Source organism: Streptomyces sp. NPDC047081, from assembly GCF_040643775.1.
Taxonomy (GTDB): Bacteria; Actinomycetota; Actinomycetes; order Streptomycetales; family Streptomycetaceae; genus Streptomyces.
Genome location: NZ_JBEYUY010000002.1, coordinates 212,376 through 229,107, shown reverse-complemented (window position 1 = coordinate 229,107; position 16,732 = coordinate 212,376). Strand labels below are relative to the sequence as shown.

Here is a 16,732-nt window from a genome sequence, read left to right as displayed (position 1 = left end):
TCAGGCGTCCCGCAGATCCGCCACGTACGGCTGATGGGACAGCAGTCCGCCGTCCACGCGCAGGGTGTGCCCGGTGATGAACTCCGACTCGTCGGAGGCGAGGAACACGACCGCCGAGGCGACGTCCTCCGGGCTTCCGAGACGGGGGGTGAGGTGATGGCGCAGCATCGCCTCGCGGATGGCGCCGTGCGCCGAACCGGCGCTCGCCGGCGTGACGATGAAGCCCGGCACGATGGCGTTGCAGCGCACGCCCTGCTTGCCGTACTGGGTGGCGACGTACTGCGTGAGGTTGATCAGGGCGGCCTTCGACGCGCCGTACGCGGGATTGCGCAGGTCGCCCGCGAGGCCGGAGCCGGACGAGGTGTTGATGACGGAGCCACCGCCCCGGGCGATCATGCGCGGGACGGCGGCCTGGATGGCGACCATGGTGCCGCGCAGGTTCACGCGCATGGTGACGTCCCAGATCGCCGGGTCGGCCTCGACGACGGCGAGGTCCTGGCGGGCCGCCAGGTGAGTGGCCGCCGCGTTGTTGTGAAGGACGTCGAGGCCGCCGTACGTCTCGACCGCCGTGGCCACCATGGCCCGTACGCTCTCCACGTCACCGAGGTCGACCGGGACCGCCGTCGCGGAGCCTCCGGCGGCGCGGATCTCCTCCGTCACGGCCTTGGCGCCGTCGAGGTTCAGATCGGCGACCACCGTGTTCGCGCCCTCGGCCGCCACCCGACGTGCCGTGGCGGCGCCGATTCCCGACGCCGCCCCGGTCACGACAGCGATCTTGCCGTCGAGTCGTCCCATGCCCCGACCGCCTTTCCTACTGGGTGAGTTCGCTGCCGACGACGGACACGAAGGACACGCATTCACCGGGTCCGCCCCCGAGGTTGTGGGTGAGGGCCAGCGAGCGCCCCTCGGCCACCGACTTCACCGTCCGCTCGGGCGGTGCCTCGCCCCGCAGCTGCAGCCAGGCCTCGAACATCATGCGCAGGCCCGAGGCGCCGATGGGGTGGCCGAAGGCCTTCAGGCCACCGTCCGGGTTGACCGGCAGCGAACCGTCCAGGTCGAACGACCCGCTGGTGACGTCCTTCCAGGCCTGTCCGCGCTCGGCGAAGCCGAGGTCCTCCATCAGCACCAACTCCGTTGGCGTGAAGCAGTCGTGGACCTCGGCGAGGGCGAGCTCGGTGCGCGGGTCGGTGACGCCTGCCTGCCGGTAGGCCTCCTGGGCGGAGGCGACGACCTCGGGGAAGGTGGTGAAGTCGTAGTCCGGGTCGAGGAGACCGTCCGCCGGGCCGGCGACGAAGGACAGCGCCTTCACGAAGATCGGCTTGTCCGTGTACCGGTAGGCGTCCTCGGCGCGTACGACGATCGCCGCCGCCGAACCGTCCGAGACCCCCGAGCAGTCGAACACGCCGAGCATGCCCGCGACGATCGGGGCCGACCGGATGCGTTCCAGCGGCACCTCCTTGCGGAACTGGGCGCGGGGGTTGCGGGCCCCGTTGACATGGTTCTTCCAGGCGATACGGGTGATGACGTCCTTCAACTCCTCTTCCGCGAGGCCGTACTTGGCGGCGTAGGCGGGGGCGAGGAGGGAGAAGTTGGCGGGGGCGGTGATCTCGCCGCGGCTGTCGTCACCCGCGCCCGGAATCGCGGTGCCGGACAGCCCTGACATGCCGGAGTCCTTGAGCTTCTCCACGCCGACCGCCATGGCCACGTCGTAGGCGCCGGAGGCGACGGCGTAGCAGGCGTTGCGCAGGGCCTCGGAGCCGGTCGCGCACATGTTCTCGACGCGGGTGACGGGCTTGTTGGGCAGGCGGAGGGCCCGGCTCAGGGTGAGGCCGGAGACGCCGGAGGCCTGGGTGCCGAACCAGAACGCGTCGATGTCGTCGAGGGTGATGCCGGCCGAGGTCACCGCCTCCCCCACCGCGTCGACCAGCAGATCGTCCGCCGAGCGCTTCCAGTGCTCACCGAAGGGTGTGCAGCCCATGCCGACGATCGCGACCCGGTCCCGGATTCCGTGCGAGCTCATCCCTGTGTCTCCTCGGTCTCGCCCGTGCGCACCGGCCGGGCCTTCCAGAAGTAGTTGTGGATGCCGGACGCCGTGACCGTGCGCCGGAAGGTCATCTCCACCCGGGCGCCGATGACGGCGTCGGCCTCGGTCGCGTCGGTGAGCTGGCAGCGGAACCGGCCGCCGCCGTCGTAGTCGACGACCACGACGAGCATCGGCGGACTCGGCGTGTGCGCCAGCCGGTCGACGGTGAACGTGGCGACCGTGCCGCGTACTTGCTCCATCGGCTCGTCGGCCATGGCATCGACGCTGTGGCAGCTCGTGCACACCCGGTCGGGCGGCAGATGCCGGGTGCCGCACTTCTCGCAACGGGCCGCGACGAAGCCGTACTTCCAGGCGGTGCGGCGGTGCGCGGGTGGCGCGTAGGGAGGTTCGGGGTCCGGACGGCGGGGCGGCTCGCGGTCGAGGAGGCCGCGCCAGGAGAGGTAGGTGGCGTACGGCATCGGGTCGCTGCCCGCGGCGATCTGCGCGGCGACCGGGCGGGGGCTGCGGTGGGCCGGGAGCGCGTCGGTGGTGCGGAACAGGAGGACTCCGGCACCGTCGCCGATGACCACGAGGGCGATGATCTCGCCGGGGGCGGCGCGGTCGAGGACGTCGGCCAGGAGGAGGCCGGGCTGGGCGGTGCCGGCGTTGCCGATCGCGCCGGTCAGGTCCGGGGTGACCACCTCGGGACGGACACCGGCCGTGCGCCGTACCGTCGCGCACGCGCGCGCGTGCAAGCCGGAGACGATGAAGTGGTCGATGGCGCCGCGCTCCAGGCCGGCCTGGTCTAGAGCGGCGGTCAGGGCCACGTCCGCGAGGGACACGTAGATCTCCTCGGCGAAGCGCTCCTCCCAGGTACGGGAGGCGGGCGCGCCCGGCAGCCGCCAGCGTTCGAGGATCTCGTCGCTGACCGTGTCGTGGGCGAGCAGCTCCGCCAGGACGGGTGCTCCGTCGCGGTGGCCGCCGAAGACGAACGCCGCGGCGCCGTCACCGCCCGCGACTTCGTCGCCGCCGCCGGGCAGTCCGGTGCGCAGGTCCGACAGGACGGCAAGGGTCGGCACCGGGGAGCGTGCCGCGGTGACCAGCGCGCCCAGGCCGGAGCGTGCGGAACCGGCCATGTCGACGGCGAGGAGGTGCTCGTCCAGGCCGAGTGCCGCGTGGACGGCGGTCGCGTTCGTCTTGTCGAGGTAGGCGGGCGCGGCGGTGGCGAGGAAGAGCTGGCCGATGCGGGGGCGCAGGCAGTCACGGGTCAGGGCGACGCGGGCCGCCTCGACGGCCATCGAGGTGGTGTCCTCGTCGTAGCCCGCGACCGCGCGCGTGCCGCGTCCCGCCGGCGTCCCCAGCGTGGCCGCCACATCGGCGCGGGCCAGGCGGTGGTACGGCACATGGGCGCCGTACGCGATCAGTCCGGCCATGTCAGTGCCCTCCCTTGGCAGTGATTTCGAAGATCGCGGCGAGGCCCTGGCCGCCGCCGAGGCACATGGTCTCCAGGCCGTAGCGGGCCTGGCGGCGGTCGAGTTCGCGCAGCAGGGTGGCGAGGATCCGGCCGCCGGTGGCGCCGACGGGGTGGCCCAGCGAGATGCCGGAGCCGTTGACGTTGAACCGCTCGAAGTCGGCCTCGGTGAAGGCCCATTCGCGGGTGCAGGCCAGGACCTGGGCGGCGAAGGCCTCGTTGAGTTCGATCAGGTCGATGTCGGCGAGCTTCAGGCCCGCGCGTTCCAGGGCCTTGGCCGTGGCGGGCACGGGGCCGATGCCCATCGTCCGCGGTGGCACTCCGACGACGGCCCAGGAGACCATGCGGGCCAGCGGACGCAGACCCAGTTCGGCGGCGCGTTCGGGGTGGGTGACGATGCAGAGTGCGGCGCCGTCGTTCTGTCCGCTGGCGTTGCCCGCCGTGACGGTGGCCTCCGGGTCCTGGCGGCCGAGCACCGGACGGAGCCTGGCGAGCTTCTCCAACGAGGAGTCGGAGCGCGGGTGTTCGTCGGTGTCGACGACCGTCTCGCCCTTCCGGGTCCGTACGGTGACCGGCACGATCTCGTCGGCGAACCGGCCCGCACGCTGGGCGGCCACGGCCTTCTCGTGCGAGCGCAGGGCGAGCCTGTCCTGCTCCTCGCGCGGGATGCCGTACTCGCGGCGCAGGTTCTCGGCGGTCTCCAGCATGCCCCCGGGAACAGGGTGGTTGACGCCGCCGGACGTGACCCGGCCGCGGGCGAGCCGGTCGTGCAGCGTCGTGCCCGCGCCGCGCACCCCCCAGCGGACGTCGGTCGTGTAGAACTCGGCCTGGCTCATGGACTCGACGCCCCCGGCGAGCACCAGGTCACCGGCGCCGGTCTGCACCTGCATCGCCGCGGTGATGATCGCCTGGAGCCCGGAGCCGCAGCGGCGGTCGATCTGGAGCCCGGGCACCTCGACGGGGAGTCCGGCGTCCAGGGCGGCGACGCGGCCGATGGCCGGGGCCTCGCCGTTGGGGTAGCACTGGCCCAGGAGTACGTCGTCGACGGCTGTGGGCGGGATTCCGGTGCGGTCCAGGAGGGCGTGGACGACGGTGGCGGCGAGTTCGGCCGCGGTGACGTCCCGGAAGGCTCCGCCGTAGCCGCCGACCGGAGTCCGTATCGGTTCGCAGATCACCGCGTCACGCATCGGTCATGCCTTTCGTCAGCGGATTCGGCGGGCTCACATGTACCGGCCGCCGGTCACTTCGACCACGGCTCCGGTGATGTAGCTCGCCATGTCGGAGGCGAGGAAGAGGACGACCTGGGCGACCTCGGCGGGCTCGCCCGCACGGCCCAGGGGGATCTCGGCGAGCTTCGCGTCCCAGGCGGCCGGGGGCATCGCCTCGGTCATGGCGGTACGGATCAGGCCCGGCTGGACGGCGTTGACCCGGATGCCCGCCTTCGCGAGCTCCTTCGCGGAGGCCTTGGTCAGACCGACGAGTCCGGCCTTGGCGGCGCTGTAGTTCGTCTGGCCGAAGTTGCCGACCTTGCCCGCGATGGAGGAGATGTTGACGATGCTTCCGCCCTGCCCGTGCGCACGCATGGCTTCGGCGGCGTACCGGGTGCCGTTCCAGGCGCCGGTGAGATGGACGTCGACGACGGCGCGGAAGTCGGTGAGGGCCATCTTGCGCAGGGTCGCGTCCCGGGTGATGCCGGCGTTGTTGACCATGACCCCGACGGGGCCGAAGGTGTCGGCGCAGTGGGCCACGAGGGCGGCCACCTCGTCCTCGTCGGTGACGTCGCAGCGCAGTGAGGTGGCCGACACTCCGTTCTCGGCAAGGCGACCGGCCGCCTCGGCCGCGGCGGCCCCGTCGATGTCGCCGAGGACGACGCGCGCGCCTTCACCGCCGAGGACGCCGGCGATCTCGTAGCCGATGCCCTGTGCGCCGCCGGTGACCACCGCGTTCCGGCCGTCCAGCAGTCCCATGTCAGCCCGCCTCCGGCTCGACGCTATTCCCTGTTAAATAGATAACCTATTATGCTGAAACAATCAATACAGCGATCAGCTGTGCGGGCAGGGCCGGACGAGGAGCGACCACAGGTGGACATCAGCTATCCCCCTCACACCGAGACGTTCCGCGCCGAGGTCAGGGCGTTCCTCGGCGAGACGCTGCCGCCGGACTGGAAGGGCATCGGAGCCCTGGACGAGGAGGAGGCCTGGGACTTCGCCCGGGACTGGCGCCGTCGGCTCGTCGAGCGCGGCTACCTCTCCCTCACCTGGCCGGTGCAGTACGGCGGTGGCGGCCTGTCCAAGCTGCACCAGGTCGTGCTGATGGAGGAACTCGCCCTGGCCGGCGTGCCGTTCGGGCTGCCGCAGGACACCTTCGGCGTGAAGATGCTGGCGAACACGCTGCTGCGCTGGGGCACGGAAGAGCAGAAGAGCCGCTTCCTCCCGCGCATCCTCAGCGGCGAGGACACCTGGTGCCAGGGGTACTCGGAGCCCGACGCGGGTTCCGACCTGGCGTCCCTCAAGACCCGCGCGGTGCTGGACGGCGACGAATGGGTGCTCGACGGTCAGAAGGTGTGGACCTCCGGCGCTCACCACAGCGACTGGATCTTCGTGCTCGCCCGCACGAACCCGGGCGCCTCCAAGCACCGCGGCATCTCCTTCCTCCTCGTGCCCCTCGACCAACCCGGCGTCGAGGTACGGCCGTTCCGCATGATGAGCGGGCAACTGCACTTCAACGAGGTCTTCTTCGACGGCGCCCGCACCCGCGCCGATCTGGTCGTCGGCGGCGTGGACAACGGCTGGGCGGTCGCCCAGAGCCTGCTGGGCGTGGAGCGCGGGGAGGAGGCGGCGACCAACCCGATCCTGTTCCGGGCCGAGGTGGAGCGCCTGGTGGAACTGGCGCGGCTGCACGGCAAGGACCAGGACCCGGTGATCCGGCAGCGGATCGCCTGGTGCTGGTCGAAGGTCGAGATCATGCGCTGCCTCGGCTACCGAATCCTCACGGGCTGGCTCAAGGGCGCCGAGCCCGGTCCCGAGTCGTCGATCGCCAAGCTGTACTGGAGCGAGTACCACACCGAGGTCACCGATCTGGCGATGGACATCATGGGCCTGCACGGCCAGGTGCCGGTCGGGCGGCCGCCGCTGCGCACCTACCGCACGGACGACCCCGGTGCCGCCAACACCTCGGGATCCTGGACGACGACGTACCTGATCGCCCGCTCCGGAACGATCTACGCCGGCACGTCCCAGGTGCAGCGCGACATCCTCGCGGAGAAGGTGCTGGGCCTGCCGCGCGAGCCCCGGCTCACGAGTCGGTAGGCCGCGTGAAGTGGCCGAGTTCCGGGACCGGGCGCGGGCCGGGTCCCGGGGTCCAGCCCGCGTCGATCTTGCGCAGGCCCACGCCGTTCGGTGCCCAGATGTGGCAGCTGTCGAGCACCCAGGCGGTGGCACGCGGGTCGTGGGAGCCAGGGCCGGCCGCGCGGTTGCGGGCCGAGATGGCCGACTGGACGACGGCCGGGCCGAGCGCCCGGGTCAGTTCGTACAGGTGGGTGCACCCGGACACACCGCGGAAGCGTTCCTGGATGGCCCGGTTGTAGCCGGCGGCGACGCTGAGGCCCACCAGGCCGTCGAAGGCCGGCGCGATCCGCGGGCACTCGGCGTGCGGGAAGTCCTTCATGCCCGCCTCGGCTGCCACGATCGTCATGTCCGCGAGGCGCACCCGCACCGCGAGCACCATCCTGTGGACGACACCGCCCGGTGGCTCCTCCCAGGAACGCTCGTCACGCAGTTCCGCCTCGACCGAGATCTCGCCGTCGCCCTCCTGGTAGGCGGTGACGGTGATCGTACGGCGGTGCAGCGGGAGCTCGGCTCGGGTCATGACGAGGCCTCCTCGAGCTCCGGCTCGCCCTCCCCCAGCGCCGGGAAGACCGGCACGCGGCGCTCGATGAAACTGAGCACGCCCTCGCGGTAGTCCGGGGCCTGCTTCGCCGTGGCCAGCAGGGCGGCGGCGCTCTCACGGCTCTCGGCGAAGGTCCTCGCCTGGTCGTCGGCGAGCTGCCGCTTGATGAGGGACATCGCGTACGGGCTTGCCGAGCGGGCCAGTTCGGTCGCGTAGGCGAGTGCCCGCGGGAGGAGTTCGTCCGGTTCGGCGAGGCGGTTGACGAGGCCCATCGACAGGGCCTCCGTGCCGGTGACGCGGCGCGAGGACAGCAGCAGGTCGGCCGCGTTGCCGTAGCCGACGAGCCGGGGCAGGATCCAGGACACACCGTCCTCGGCCACGAGCCCGCGTGCGCTGAAGGCTGCGGCGAACTTGGCGTGCGGTACGGCGAACCGGACGTCGCACATCAGCGCCTGGTTGAATCCGATGCCCGCGCAGGCGCCGTTGACGGCCGCCACGACGGGCTTGGGGAAGGTCATGGGGCGGGTACGAGGGGGCAGCCGGCCGGTGGGCCATGGGCGGGCGCCGGACGAGGCCCCGTCAAGCACGCTCATGTCCATCCCGGGGCAGAAGCTGCGCCCGGCGCCGGTGAGCACCACCGCCCTCACCCGGGGGTCCGCCTCCGCCCGGTCGAACAGCTCGTTGTAGAGCAGCTCCATCTCCAGCGTCCAGGCGTTGTGCCGCTCCGGTCGGTTCAGGGTGAGGAGCATGACCCCGTCGTCGGTGAGCTCGCTGAGGATCACCGGAGTCGCGTTCTCGGTCGTCGAGGTCATCGAGGTCACTCCCACGGGCCTTTTCGACTTTATAGGTAGATGAATCATCTATATACCAGACGATACCCGGGGCGCCAGACCGAGTCCGGTCAAGAGATGATCAACCATCCCTTGACCTGGTACCCTCGATGCACTAAGACGATTCATTTTGCTATATGAGGAGCCCATCGTGGCCGAGGCAGCCCGCGCAAGTGAAACGGTGGCCGTGCCCGCACCTTCCCGCAGCCGCGTCGGACGCCAGGTGCGGGTCCCGAAGACCGCCGAGCTGGTCGCCGCGCACCTGCGCCGCCAGATCGTGCGGGGCGAGCTGAAGCCGGGCGACGCGCTGCCGCCGGAGTCGGGGCTGATGGAGCAGTTCGGCATCTCGCGGCCGACCCTGCGCGAGGCCTTCCGCGTCCTGGAGTCGGAGTCGCTGATCACGGTGCGCCGCGGCGCGCACGGCGGTGCACGGGTCAGCGCACCCGACGCGGAAGTGGCGGCCCGCTTCGCCGGCCTGATCCTCGAGTACCGCGGCGCCACCCTGGGCGACCTCTACCGCGCGGCGGCCCTCATCGAGCCGCCCTGCGCCCGCCAGCTCGCCACCAAGCACACCCCGGCCGACATCAAGCGGCTGCGCGACGCGGTGGCCGCCGAGAAGGCCGTGCTGGAGGACCCGCTGGCCCTGGTCGAGGCGCAGGACACCTTCCACGCCCTGCTGGTCGAGCTCACCGGCAACCAGACCCTGATCCTGCTGTGCGGCATGGTGCGCAACATCATCGACCGCGCCAACGCCTCGTACACCGCTGCCGCCACCGACGCCGAGACCCAGAAGGCGCAGGCCCTCAAGGGGCACCGGGCACACGTCCGGCTGGTCGGCCTGATCGAGTCGGGCAAGGCGGACGAGGCCGAGAAGCTCTGGCAGCGGCACATCTCCAGCGCGGACGACGTCGTGAACGCCGCCGGGCCGAAGACCGTGCTGGAGCTCATCGACTGACCCGCGGGCCGCGTGAGCGAGCCTTCCCTCGTGAACCCCTTGCCTTCGAGAAACAGTTAGATAATTATAGAAGGCGTACTGAATAGCTCCTGGGGTCCGGAGGCGACGGCCATGGCCGAACAGCGCAAGCGCATCTTCGACTGCGACCAGCACATGTACGAGGAGCGGGACTCCTTCACCCGCTACCTCCCGAAGGAGTTCCTCGGCGCGGCGGTCGCACCGGTGACGCTCCCGGACGGGCGGGAGGTGATCCTCGCCGGCGACCGGATCGTCGTATGTCTGGAACCCGAGTTCGGGCAGGTCTACCGTCCCGGTTCGCTGAAGGAGATGCTCAAGGCGATGGCCTCGGGCAATCCGGAGGAGACGTACCAGTTCGAGCCGATGCACGAGTCGTACCAGAACCGCGAGGCCCGGCTGCGGGTCATGGACGAGCAGGGCCTGGACCAGAGCATCATGTATCCGGGCGGCTGGGCGCTGGTCGCCGAGGAGTACGTGAAGGGCGTCGAGCCGCTCTACGCCAACTACCACTCGTTCAACCGGTACATGAACGAAGTCTGGGGCTTCGACCACCAGGGCCGCATCTACGCACCCGCCCTGCTCTCCCTGCGCGATCTGCCCAGCGCGGTCAAGGAGTTGGAGTACGTCCTGGAACAGGGCGCCCGCTTCATCCTGCTGCCCACCGGACCGGTGTACGGCCGCTCGCCGGGCGACCCGTACTTCGACCCGTTCTGGAAGCTGGTCAACGAGGCCAAGGCAAGCGTCTGCTACCACATCAGCGAGTTCTACTACAACTCGCAGGTGGCGCCGTCCTGGGGCTTCGACCCCCACCCGATCCACTTCCGGATGTCGGCCTGGCAGTGGCAGAACACCTACGGCCAGCGCCCCATCGAGGAGACGCTCTCGGCGCTCATCTTCGACAACCTCTTCGGCCGCTTCCCCGACATCAACGTCCTGGTCTCCGAGTTCGGCTCGGAGTGGGTGCCGCACTTCGTGCGCCACATGGACAAGAGCCGGGGCATGGGCCGCAACGGCCCCTGGATCGGGGGGCAGTTGGACGAGCGTCCCAGCCAGGTGTTCCGCAGGCACATCCGCGTGGTGCCCTACCCCGAGGACGACATCGTGGACGTCGTCCGGCGGCTCGGCTACCACGAGTCCATCGTCATGGGCTCCGACTTCCCGCACGCGGAGGGCCTGGCCGAACCGGCCGACTTCCGCAAGCTCATCGCGGAGCTCGACGAGTCCGCCCAGGACGACATCATGTTCAACAACGCTCAGCAGCTGATCAGCCGCTGAGCGTCGTCCGACCCCGCCTGGCGGCGGGCCCGGTCACTCGGACCAGGCCCGCCGCCAGGTTCGCGATGTCGGTCAGCAGGGCGGTCCCGTGCGGGGAGTGGTCGTAGCCGGCGAGCGGGTAGCCGTTGCACAGGCAGGCGAAGGACAGGCCCGACTCCGGGTCCATGAAGCCCAGTTGGTACGCGGCTCCGGCGCTGCCGAAGAGGGCGGGTGAGCCGCTGGATGGCAGGTTGCTGCCCGCGTCGGGGCCGGCGACCGTCACGAACAACCCCATGCTGGTACGGCGTTGACCGCCGCCCCCATAGATCTGCTCGCCGTAGGGATGCTCGGTCAGCCGGATCCGGATCCCCTCGGCCACGGCCTCCGGCTTCCACAGCCCGGAATGGGTCAACGCCTGGAAGTACAGGGCGACATCGGCCGCGGTGGCGACCAGGGCGTGGCTCGGCTCCCCGGCCGCCAGGACCTTCGGGTCGGACAGGTACCACGGTCCCCAGGGGTCGGGTTCCTGGTCGTCGGCGGTGCGGTCGGTGGCGAGCATCGGGGCGACGCTGCCCGGCTGCCGGTCGACCGGCACCCCCAGCTCGATCGATGTCAGGCCCAGCGGCCGTACGATCCGCTCGTGCAGGTAGTCGGCGAAGGCGAGACCCGTCCGCCGCTCGACGATCTCGGCGATCAGCCAGGCCGCCGAGGTGAGATGGAACTGGAAGCGACTGCCCGGCGGATAGTCCAGCCGCCACCGCCCGAAGGCGGCGAGCCGCAGCTCGCGGTCCAGCATCTTCGGATGGCCCAGGGGGGCGAACGGGAAGCCGGCGGTGTGCGTGAGCACCTGCTCGACGGTCACCTCTTCCTTCCCGTGCGGGGCGAACTCCGGGATGATCGCGGCGACCTGCTCGCCGACATCCAGGAGTCCGTCGCCGATCAGCTTCCACACCACCCCCGCGACGATCGACCGTCCCACGGACTGCAGGACGTACCGGGTGTCGGCGGCGGCATCGCCGTAGGTCTCGAAGGCCACGAGCCGTCCGTCGTGCGCGACGGCGACCTGCGCGGACGGCAGCGGACCGTGCTCGACCTCCCGGCGGATCCGGCTCAGCAGGGTGTCGAGTCGCTGCGGGTCGACCTTGTCAGGCACTTGTCTCTCCTTCGTACGGCTCCCGCAGGCGACGCCGTACGACCTTGCCGTTGGCGTTGCGCGGCAGGTCGTCCACGAACCACCAGCGGACGGGGACCTTGAACCCGGACAACCGGGCGCGGGTGTGGCTCCTGAGCAGCGCGGGATCCGGTGGAGCCGCGGGATCGGACGGCACGACGAAGGCGACGACGGTCTGTCCGAGCCGCTCGTCGGGCACGCCGGTCACCGCCACGTCGGCCACGCCCGGGTGCGCGGCCAGGACCGTCTCGACCTCCAGCGGGTGCACGTTCTCGCCGCCCCGGATGATCATGTCGGTGCTCCGGCCGAAGAGGTGGAGGTAGCCGTCCTCCGTGGTCCGGCCCAGGTCGCCGCTGTGCAGCCAGCCTTCGGCGTCGGTCCGGAAGAAGTGGCCGGCGCGGGCGTGGATCTCGCCGATGCCGTCAGGCCCGGCGCCGGCGACCCTGATCTCGACCCCGGGGGCGGGCCGTCCCACCGACCTCAGCAGCTCGGTGCGTCCCGCGACCGCTTCCCGGTGGTCCTCGGGGGTGAGCACGCTGATCGGCGAACCCTCGGTCTGGCCGAACATGTTGAGCATACGGACGCCCGGCAGCGCCTCGTACGTCCGTCGCAGAGTGCCGGGGCGCACGGGCGCGCCCCCGTACTGGAGGGTCCGCAGGGTCTCGTGCCGTGCCTGGCCCGCGGCCAGCAGGGTCTCCAGCATCGCCGGGACCATGCTGGTGTGTGTCGTGCCGAGGTCGCGCAGCAGGGTCCAGCCCTCGACGGTGAACCGGGGCAGGCCGGTGATCAGGGCGCCGGCCGCGAGGGCGACGGCGATGTTGCCGAGGCCCGCGATGTGGTGGAAGGGTGCGCTGCCGCCGTAGAAGCTGTCCGGGCCGAGTTCGCACAGCAGCCCGTTGACGCGGGCCCGGGCCGCCAGCCGTCGCTGGGTCATGGGGACGGGTTTGGGCAGACCGGTGGTTCCGGAGGTGTGCAGGACGGCGGCGAGTTCGTCGGGCAGGGCGTGCAAGGGCCGTGTGCTGTGGGGCAGTTCGGGCACGGTTGCGACCCGTCGGCCGGAGAGATCGGCGACCTGTGCGGCGAGACCGGCGAACTCGGGCTGTGCCAGCAGGACTTGGGCCGGTATCCCGTCGACCACGGCGGCGATCTCGTGCGCGGTCGTCCGGACGCCGAGTGGCGCGAGCGGGTGGCCGGATCCGGCGCCGCCGATCACCAGCGCGAGGGCGTCGGCGGAGGTGGCGACCAGGGCCGGGACCGGGACGCCGGGCTCCAGGCCCAGCGTGTCCAGCCAGTCGGCCGCGCCGGCCGCGCGGTCGAGGAGCTCGCGTCCGCTCCAGGTCAGGTCGCCGAAGCGGACAGCGGGGCGGTCGTGGTCGTAGGCGCGGCCCACCATGGCTGTCCAGGTGGCGTCCACTGCGTCGGCCATCCGCTCCGGGCCGCCCTCTCGCGCCGCTTCGGCCACCCGCATCGGCCCGTCGTCCGACGACGAGCTGTCCGGTCGCTCCACCCCGACGCCCCGCACCGGCCCTGTCTCACGCGCCGTCCCGCCCCCGGCCTCCTGTGCGGCGGCCACCGGTTCACGGCTCCAGGCGGGCCGTCGCGGTGCCGGTGACCACCTCGGCGCCGTGCTGGTTGACGGTGCGCAGGGTGAAGTGCGCGACCGGGCCGGCGTCCGTGTCGTCGATCGACTCGACGACCGCCGTGGCGGTCAGGGTGTCGCCGGGCCAGACCTGGGCCCGGAAGCGCACGCCGTAGCGCAGCAGGGACTCGGGGCCCACCCACTCGGTCAGGACCCGGCCGGTCATGCCCATCGTCAGCATGCCGTGGGCGAAGACGCCGGGGTATCCCGCGGCCTCGACGGCGAACCGCTCGTCGGTGTGCAGCGGGTTGAAGTCGCCGGAGGCGCCCGCGTACTGCACGATCCGGGTGCGCTTGAGATCGCCGACGAGGACACGCTCACGGGTCTCGCCGACCTTGATGTCCGCGGTGCTCAGGCTCATCGGGCGTCCTTCGGGGTGGCGGGGCCCTCGGGTACGACGGCCACGGTCACGGCGCTGACGACAGGCTCGCCGTCGGCGTCCAGGTACTCGGTGATGCGCTCACTGAACAGCAGCCGGCCGCTGCGGCCCTCCTTCTCCCAGCTGCGTCCGGGAACGGTGTGGGCGTGGAGCGTCTCGCCGGCCCGCACCGGGCGGTGGTACTCGAAGTGCTGCTCGGCGTGCAGCCCGCCGCCGCCCTCGGCCATCACTCCGGGGCCGCCGCCGGACCCGAACCACTCCTCGTCCGGCTTGGGCCGCAGGTGGTAGTCGGGGTCGTAGTGCGCGCTCGCCATGGTGAAGGTGGGCGGGGCGACGGCCGACTCGCCCTGATAGGCGGGGTGTTCGTCGCCGATGGCGCGGGCGAACATCATGATGTGCCCGGCCTCGACGGGGAACGGCTGCCCTGTCATCGTCAAGAACCTCCTTGGTCGGTGAGGCGGTCGGTACGGCAGGAGTCAGTACGGCAGGAACGCGTCGCGGGTGGCCTCGTCCGGGTCGAAGTCCACAGGCAGGCCCTCGAACTTCGGCTCCCGCTTCTCGGTGAAGCTCGCCACGCCCTCGCGGAAGTCCGGCGAGCCCGCGAAGAACTCCATGGCGGAGTAGGAGCGGGCGAGGGCCTCGGTGAAGGTGCGGTCCAGGTCGCCGTACACCTGGTGGCGTACGACGGCCACGGCGCGCGGAGAGCAGTTGCGGGCGATGTCCCGGGCGTAGGCGCGCGCCGCGCCCAGCAGGTCCTCGGGTTCGACGACTCGGCTGACGAGGCCCAGCTCCTTTGCCTCATCGGCGTCGAAGACCCGGCCCGACAGGAGCAGGTCCAGTGCGTTCTCCAGGCCGATCACGCGCGGCAGGACGTACGGCAGGTTGTACTCGCCGGCCAGGCCGCGCCGGGTGAAGGCGGTGGTGAAGCGGGCCCCGCGGGCGGCGAAGCGGACGTCGCAGATCAGGGCCTGGATCAGGCCGATGCCCGCGCAGGCGCCGTTGACGGCGGCGATCATCGGCTTCGGCAGGTTCCGCCTGCTGTACATGGGGACGCGGGCATGGAGGTCGAGGGACTGGCCGGGCCTGGCGTTCTGTTCCAGGCGCTGGACGTCCATGCCCGGACAGAAGGCCCTGCCCGCGCCCGTGACGATCACGACACGGACGGCCGGGTCCTGCGCGGCCTCGTCGAGGAGCGCGAAGAAGCGGCGCTCCATGGGGATGCTCCAGGCGTTCTTGCGCTCAGGCCGGTTGAGGGTGACGGTGGCGACGCCGTCCTCGTCCACCTCGTACAACACCAGGTCGTCCTGGGCGGGCTCTTGGGGCATCGCGTCACTCCTCCGTCAGCGCTTCTATGGGGTCTCCGACGCCGAGCCGCTCTCCGGAGATGGTCACCACGACCTGGCCCCGGGCACAGACGCGTCCGTCGGGCATGCGGACGTCGACATCGGCGAAGTGCAGCCGATGGCCGCGCCGGACGCAGCGCGCGTACGCGACGGCCTCCCGCCCCCGGGCGGGCGCCAGGTACTGCACGGACATCGACACCGTGCTGAGCCGGCTGCCCTTGTCGAAGTCGTGCCCGGCGATCACGGCTCCCGCGCCGGCGGTGTCGATGAGCGCCGAGATGACCCCGCCGTGGAAGACGCCTTCGTGCGCGGAGAGCGCCTCGGCGTAGGGCAGGGCCATCTCGATGCCGTCGGGGTCCCAGCGCAGCACCCGCATGCCGCAGCCGCGGTTGAACTTCACCCCGCGCTCCCAGCGGGCCCTGAACCACTGACGCCGTTCGCGCTGTTCCTGGTCGGTGAGGCGCCTCGCCGCGACGGTCATCCGTACGACCTCCGGTTCACACGGTGCAGGCCTTGAGCCATGGACGTATTATTTATATAACTCATTCATCCATTTTCATAGAGGGAGACCTTCGATGCCGTCGACCGCCCTGACCGGGATCCGCGTCCTCGATCTGTCCCGCATCCTCGCCGCACCCCTGGCCACCCAGATGCTGGCCGACCTCGGCGCCGATGTGATCAAGGTCGAGCGGCCCGGCGCGGGGGACGACTCACGGACGTACGGGCCGCCGTTCGTCCCCGGCACGGACACCGCCGCCTTCTATCTCTCCTGCAACCGCAACAAGCGTTCGGTCACCGTCAACCACGCCACCGCCGAGGGACAGGAGCTGATCCGTGCGCTGGCCTCGCGATCGGACGTGCTGGTCGAGAACTTCCGCGTCGGCACGCTGGCGAAGTACGGCCTCGGCTACGAGAGCCTGCGCGAGATCAACCCCCGGCTGGTCCATCTGTCGGTCACCGGCTTCGGACAGACCGGCCCCTATGCGCGGCGGCCCGGCTACGACGGCATCTTCCAGGCCATGTCCGGGATGATGAGCGTCTCCGGGCACCCCGAGGAGCCGATGAAGGTCGGGATCAGCATGGTGGACATCCTGACGGGGCTGTATGCCGCCACGGCGGTGCTCGCGGCACTGCGCCACCGGGACGCGACCGGGGAGGGCCAGTTCATCGACCTCTCCCTGCTGGACTGCGGGCTCGCCTCGCTCTCCCACTTCGCGATGAACTACCTGGTCTCCGGCGAGGTGCCCGAGCGGCGCGGGAACGGCGGGTACGGCGGGATCCCGTCCCAGGCCTTCATGTGCAGCGACAGACCGCTCTTCCTCGTGGCCGGCAACGACAAGCAGTTCGCAGCGTTCTGCGCGGCGGCCGACCGCACCGACCTGCTCCAGGACCCCCGGTTCGCCACGACCTCGGCCCGTATCACCCATCGCGCGGAGATCCTTCCGGTCCTCCAGGGCATCCTGCGCACCCGTACCCGGGACGACTGGCTGGCCGTACTCGACGAACACGATGTCCCCGCGGGGCCGTTCAACGAGCTGCCCGAGGTCTTCGCCGACCCGCAGATACGGCACCGGGAGATGCTGGTCGAGGTCGACGGGCTGCCCCTGCTCGCCAACCCGGTCCGGTTCTCGGCGACCCCCGTCGGGGAGTACGCCCCGCCGCCCGCGCTCGGCGAGCACACGGCCGAAGTCCTGGGCGAGTTGGCGGAATTGACGGAGGATCAGGTCCGAGACCTGCAGGGCCGAGGCATCATCTGACGCA

General features: G+C 71.1%; 17 protein-coding genes. 4 read left to right on the top strand and 13 right to left on the bottom strand.

Features of this window, described 5'->3' with window-relative positions:
- The 5 genes from ABZ848_RS04220 to fabG are packed head-to-tail and all read right to left on the bottom strand — an operon-like array spanning position 1 to position 5,461.
- Positions 1-795 (bottom strand): glucose 1-dehydrogenase, encoded by a 795-nt coding sequence (locus tag ABZ848_RS04220; RefSeq protein ID WP_360824966.1) that lies wholly within the window; start codon positions 793-795, stop codon positions 1-3.
- A 16-nt stretch (positions 796-811) separates the two neighbouring features.
- The gene (locus tag ABZ848_RS04215) at positions 812-2,020 is read right to left on the bottom strand and encodes an acetyl-CoA acetyltransferase (protein WP_360824963.1); all 1,209 of its coding nucleotides are present in this window, start codon (positions 2,018-2,020) and stop codon (positions 812-814) included.
- Complete coding sequence (locus ABZ848_RS04210; protein WP_360824960.1) at positions 2,017-3,456, bottom strand: OB-fold domain-containing protein; 1,440 nt, start codon at positions 3,454-3,456, stop codon at positions 2,017-2,019. Before ABZ848_RS04210 ends, ABZ848_RS04215 begins: the two co-directional genes overlap by 4 nt.
- Before the next feature lies 1 nt (position 3,457).
- Entirely contained in the window at positions 3,458-4,681 is a 1,224-nt protein-coding gene (locus tag ABZ848_RS04205; protein WP_360824958.1) for an acetyl-CoA C-acetyltransferase, read from the bottom strand.
- Between the two features lie 33 nt (positions 4,682-4,714).
- The gene (gene fabG / locus ABZ848_RS04200) at positions 4,715-5,461 is read right to left on the bottom strand and encodes a 3-oxoacyl-ACP reductase FabG (RefSeq protein ID WP_360824955.1); all 747 of its coding nucleotides are present in this window, start codon (positions 5,459-5,461) and stop codon (positions 4,715-4,717) included.
- Between the two features lie 114 nt (positions 5,462-5,575).
- On the opposite strand from fabG, the gene ABZ848_RS04195 reads away from it, so the two are divergent.
- Positions 5,576-6,802: an acyl-CoA dehydrogenase family protein gene (locus ABZ848_RS04195; protein ID WP_360824952.1), complete on the top strand. Its 1,227-nt coding sequence runs from the start codon at positions 5,576-5,578 to the stop codon at positions 6,800-6,802.
- On the opposite strand, the gene ABZ848_RS04190 is transcribed toward ABZ848_RS04195, so the two are convergent.
- Positions 6,789-7,361: a DUF2889 domain-containing protein gene (locus tag ABZ848_RS04190; protein WP_360824949.1), complete on the bottom strand. Its 573-nt coding sequence runs from the start codon at positions 7,359-7,361 to the stop codon at positions 6,789-6,791. The two genes, ABZ848_RS04195 and ABZ848_RS04190, sit on opposite strands and share 14 nt — an antisense overlap.
- Positions 7,358-8,194 (bottom strand): enoyl-CoA hydratase-related protein, encoded by an 837-nt coding sequence (locus tag ABZ848_RS04185; protein ID WP_360824946.1) that lies wholly within the window; start codon positions 8,192-8,194, stop codon positions 7,358-7,360. Before ABZ848_RS04185 ends, ABZ848_RS04190 begins: the two co-directional genes overlap by 4 nt.
- A 169-nt stretch (positions 8,195-8,363) precedes the next feature.
- Here ABZ848_RS04185 and ABZ848_RS04180 point away from each other — a divergent pair, with 169 nt between their 5' ends.
- Entirely contained in the window at positions 8,364-9,167 is an 804-nt protein-coding gene (locus ABZ848_RS04180) for an FCD domain-containing protein (RefSeq protein WP_360824943.1), read from the top strand.
- 111 nt (positions 9,168-9,278) lie between these two features.
- Positions 9,279-10,460, top strand: coding sequence for an amidohydrolase family protein (locus ABZ848_RS04175; protein WP_360824940.1), 1,182 nt, complete (start codon positions 9,279-9,281; stop codon positions 10,458-10,460).
- Here the strand turns inward: ABZ848_RS04175 and ABZ848_RS04170 are convergent.
- Genes ABZ848_RS04170 through ABZ848_RS04145 form a run of 6 tightly spaced genes read right to left on the bottom strand, consistent with a single transcriptional unit; the run spans position 10,450 to position 15,452 of the window.
- Complete coding sequence (locus ABZ848_RS04170) at positions 10,450-11,592, bottom strand: serine hydrolase domain-containing protein (protein WP_360824937.1); 1,143 nt, start codon at positions 11,590-11,592, stop codon at positions 10,450-10,452. The genes ABZ848_RS04175 and ABZ848_RS04170 overlap by 11 nt on opposite strands.
- Positions 11,585-13,183, bottom strand: coding sequence for a class I adenylate-forming enzyme family protein (locus tag ABZ848_RS04165; protein WP_360824934.1), 1,599 nt, complete (start codon positions 13,181-13,183; stop codon positions 11,585-11,587). Before ABZ848_RS04165 ends, ABZ848_RS04170 begins: the two co-directional genes overlap by 8 nt.
- 4 nt (positions 13,184-13,187) lie before the next feature.
- Positions 13,188-13,610 (bottom strand): MaoC/PaaZ C-terminal domain-containing protein, encoded by a 423-nt coding sequence (locus ABZ848_RS04160; RefSeq protein ID WP_360824931.1) that lies wholly within the window; start codon positions 13,608-13,610, stop codon positions 13,188-13,190.
- On the bottom strand, positions 13,607-14,059 hold the full coding sequence (locus ABZ848_RS04155; protein WP_360824928.1) for a MaoC family dehydratase N-terminal domain-containing protein: 453 nt from the start codon (positions 14,057-14,059) through the stop codon (positions 13,607-13,609). Before ABZ848_RS04155 ends, ABZ848_RS04160 begins: the two co-directional genes overlap by 4 nt.
- 45 nt (positions 14,060-14,104) lie before the next feature.
- On the bottom strand, positions 14,105-14,953 hold the full coding sequence (locus ABZ848_RS04150; RefSeq protein ID WP_360824925.1) for an enoyl-CoA hydratase-related protein: 849 nt from the start codon (positions 14,951-14,953) through the stop codon (positions 14,105-14,107).
- 4 nt (positions 14,954-14,957) lie between these two features.
- Positions 14,958-15,452, bottom strand: a complete 495-nt coding sequence (locus ABZ848_RS04145) for a PaaI family thioesterase (protein WP_360824922.1) — start codon at positions 15,450-15,452, stop codon at positions 14,958-14,960.
- Positions 15,453-15,546: 94 nt separating this feature from the next.
- Between ABZ848_RS04145 and ABZ848_RS04140 the strand changes: the two genes are divergently transcribed.
- Positions 15,547-16,728, top strand: coding sequence for a CoA transferase (locus ABZ848_RS04140; protein WP_360824919.1), 1,182 nt, complete (start codon positions 15,547-15,549; stop codon positions 16,726-16,728).
- Positions 16,729-16,732: the final 4 nt, after the last annotated feature.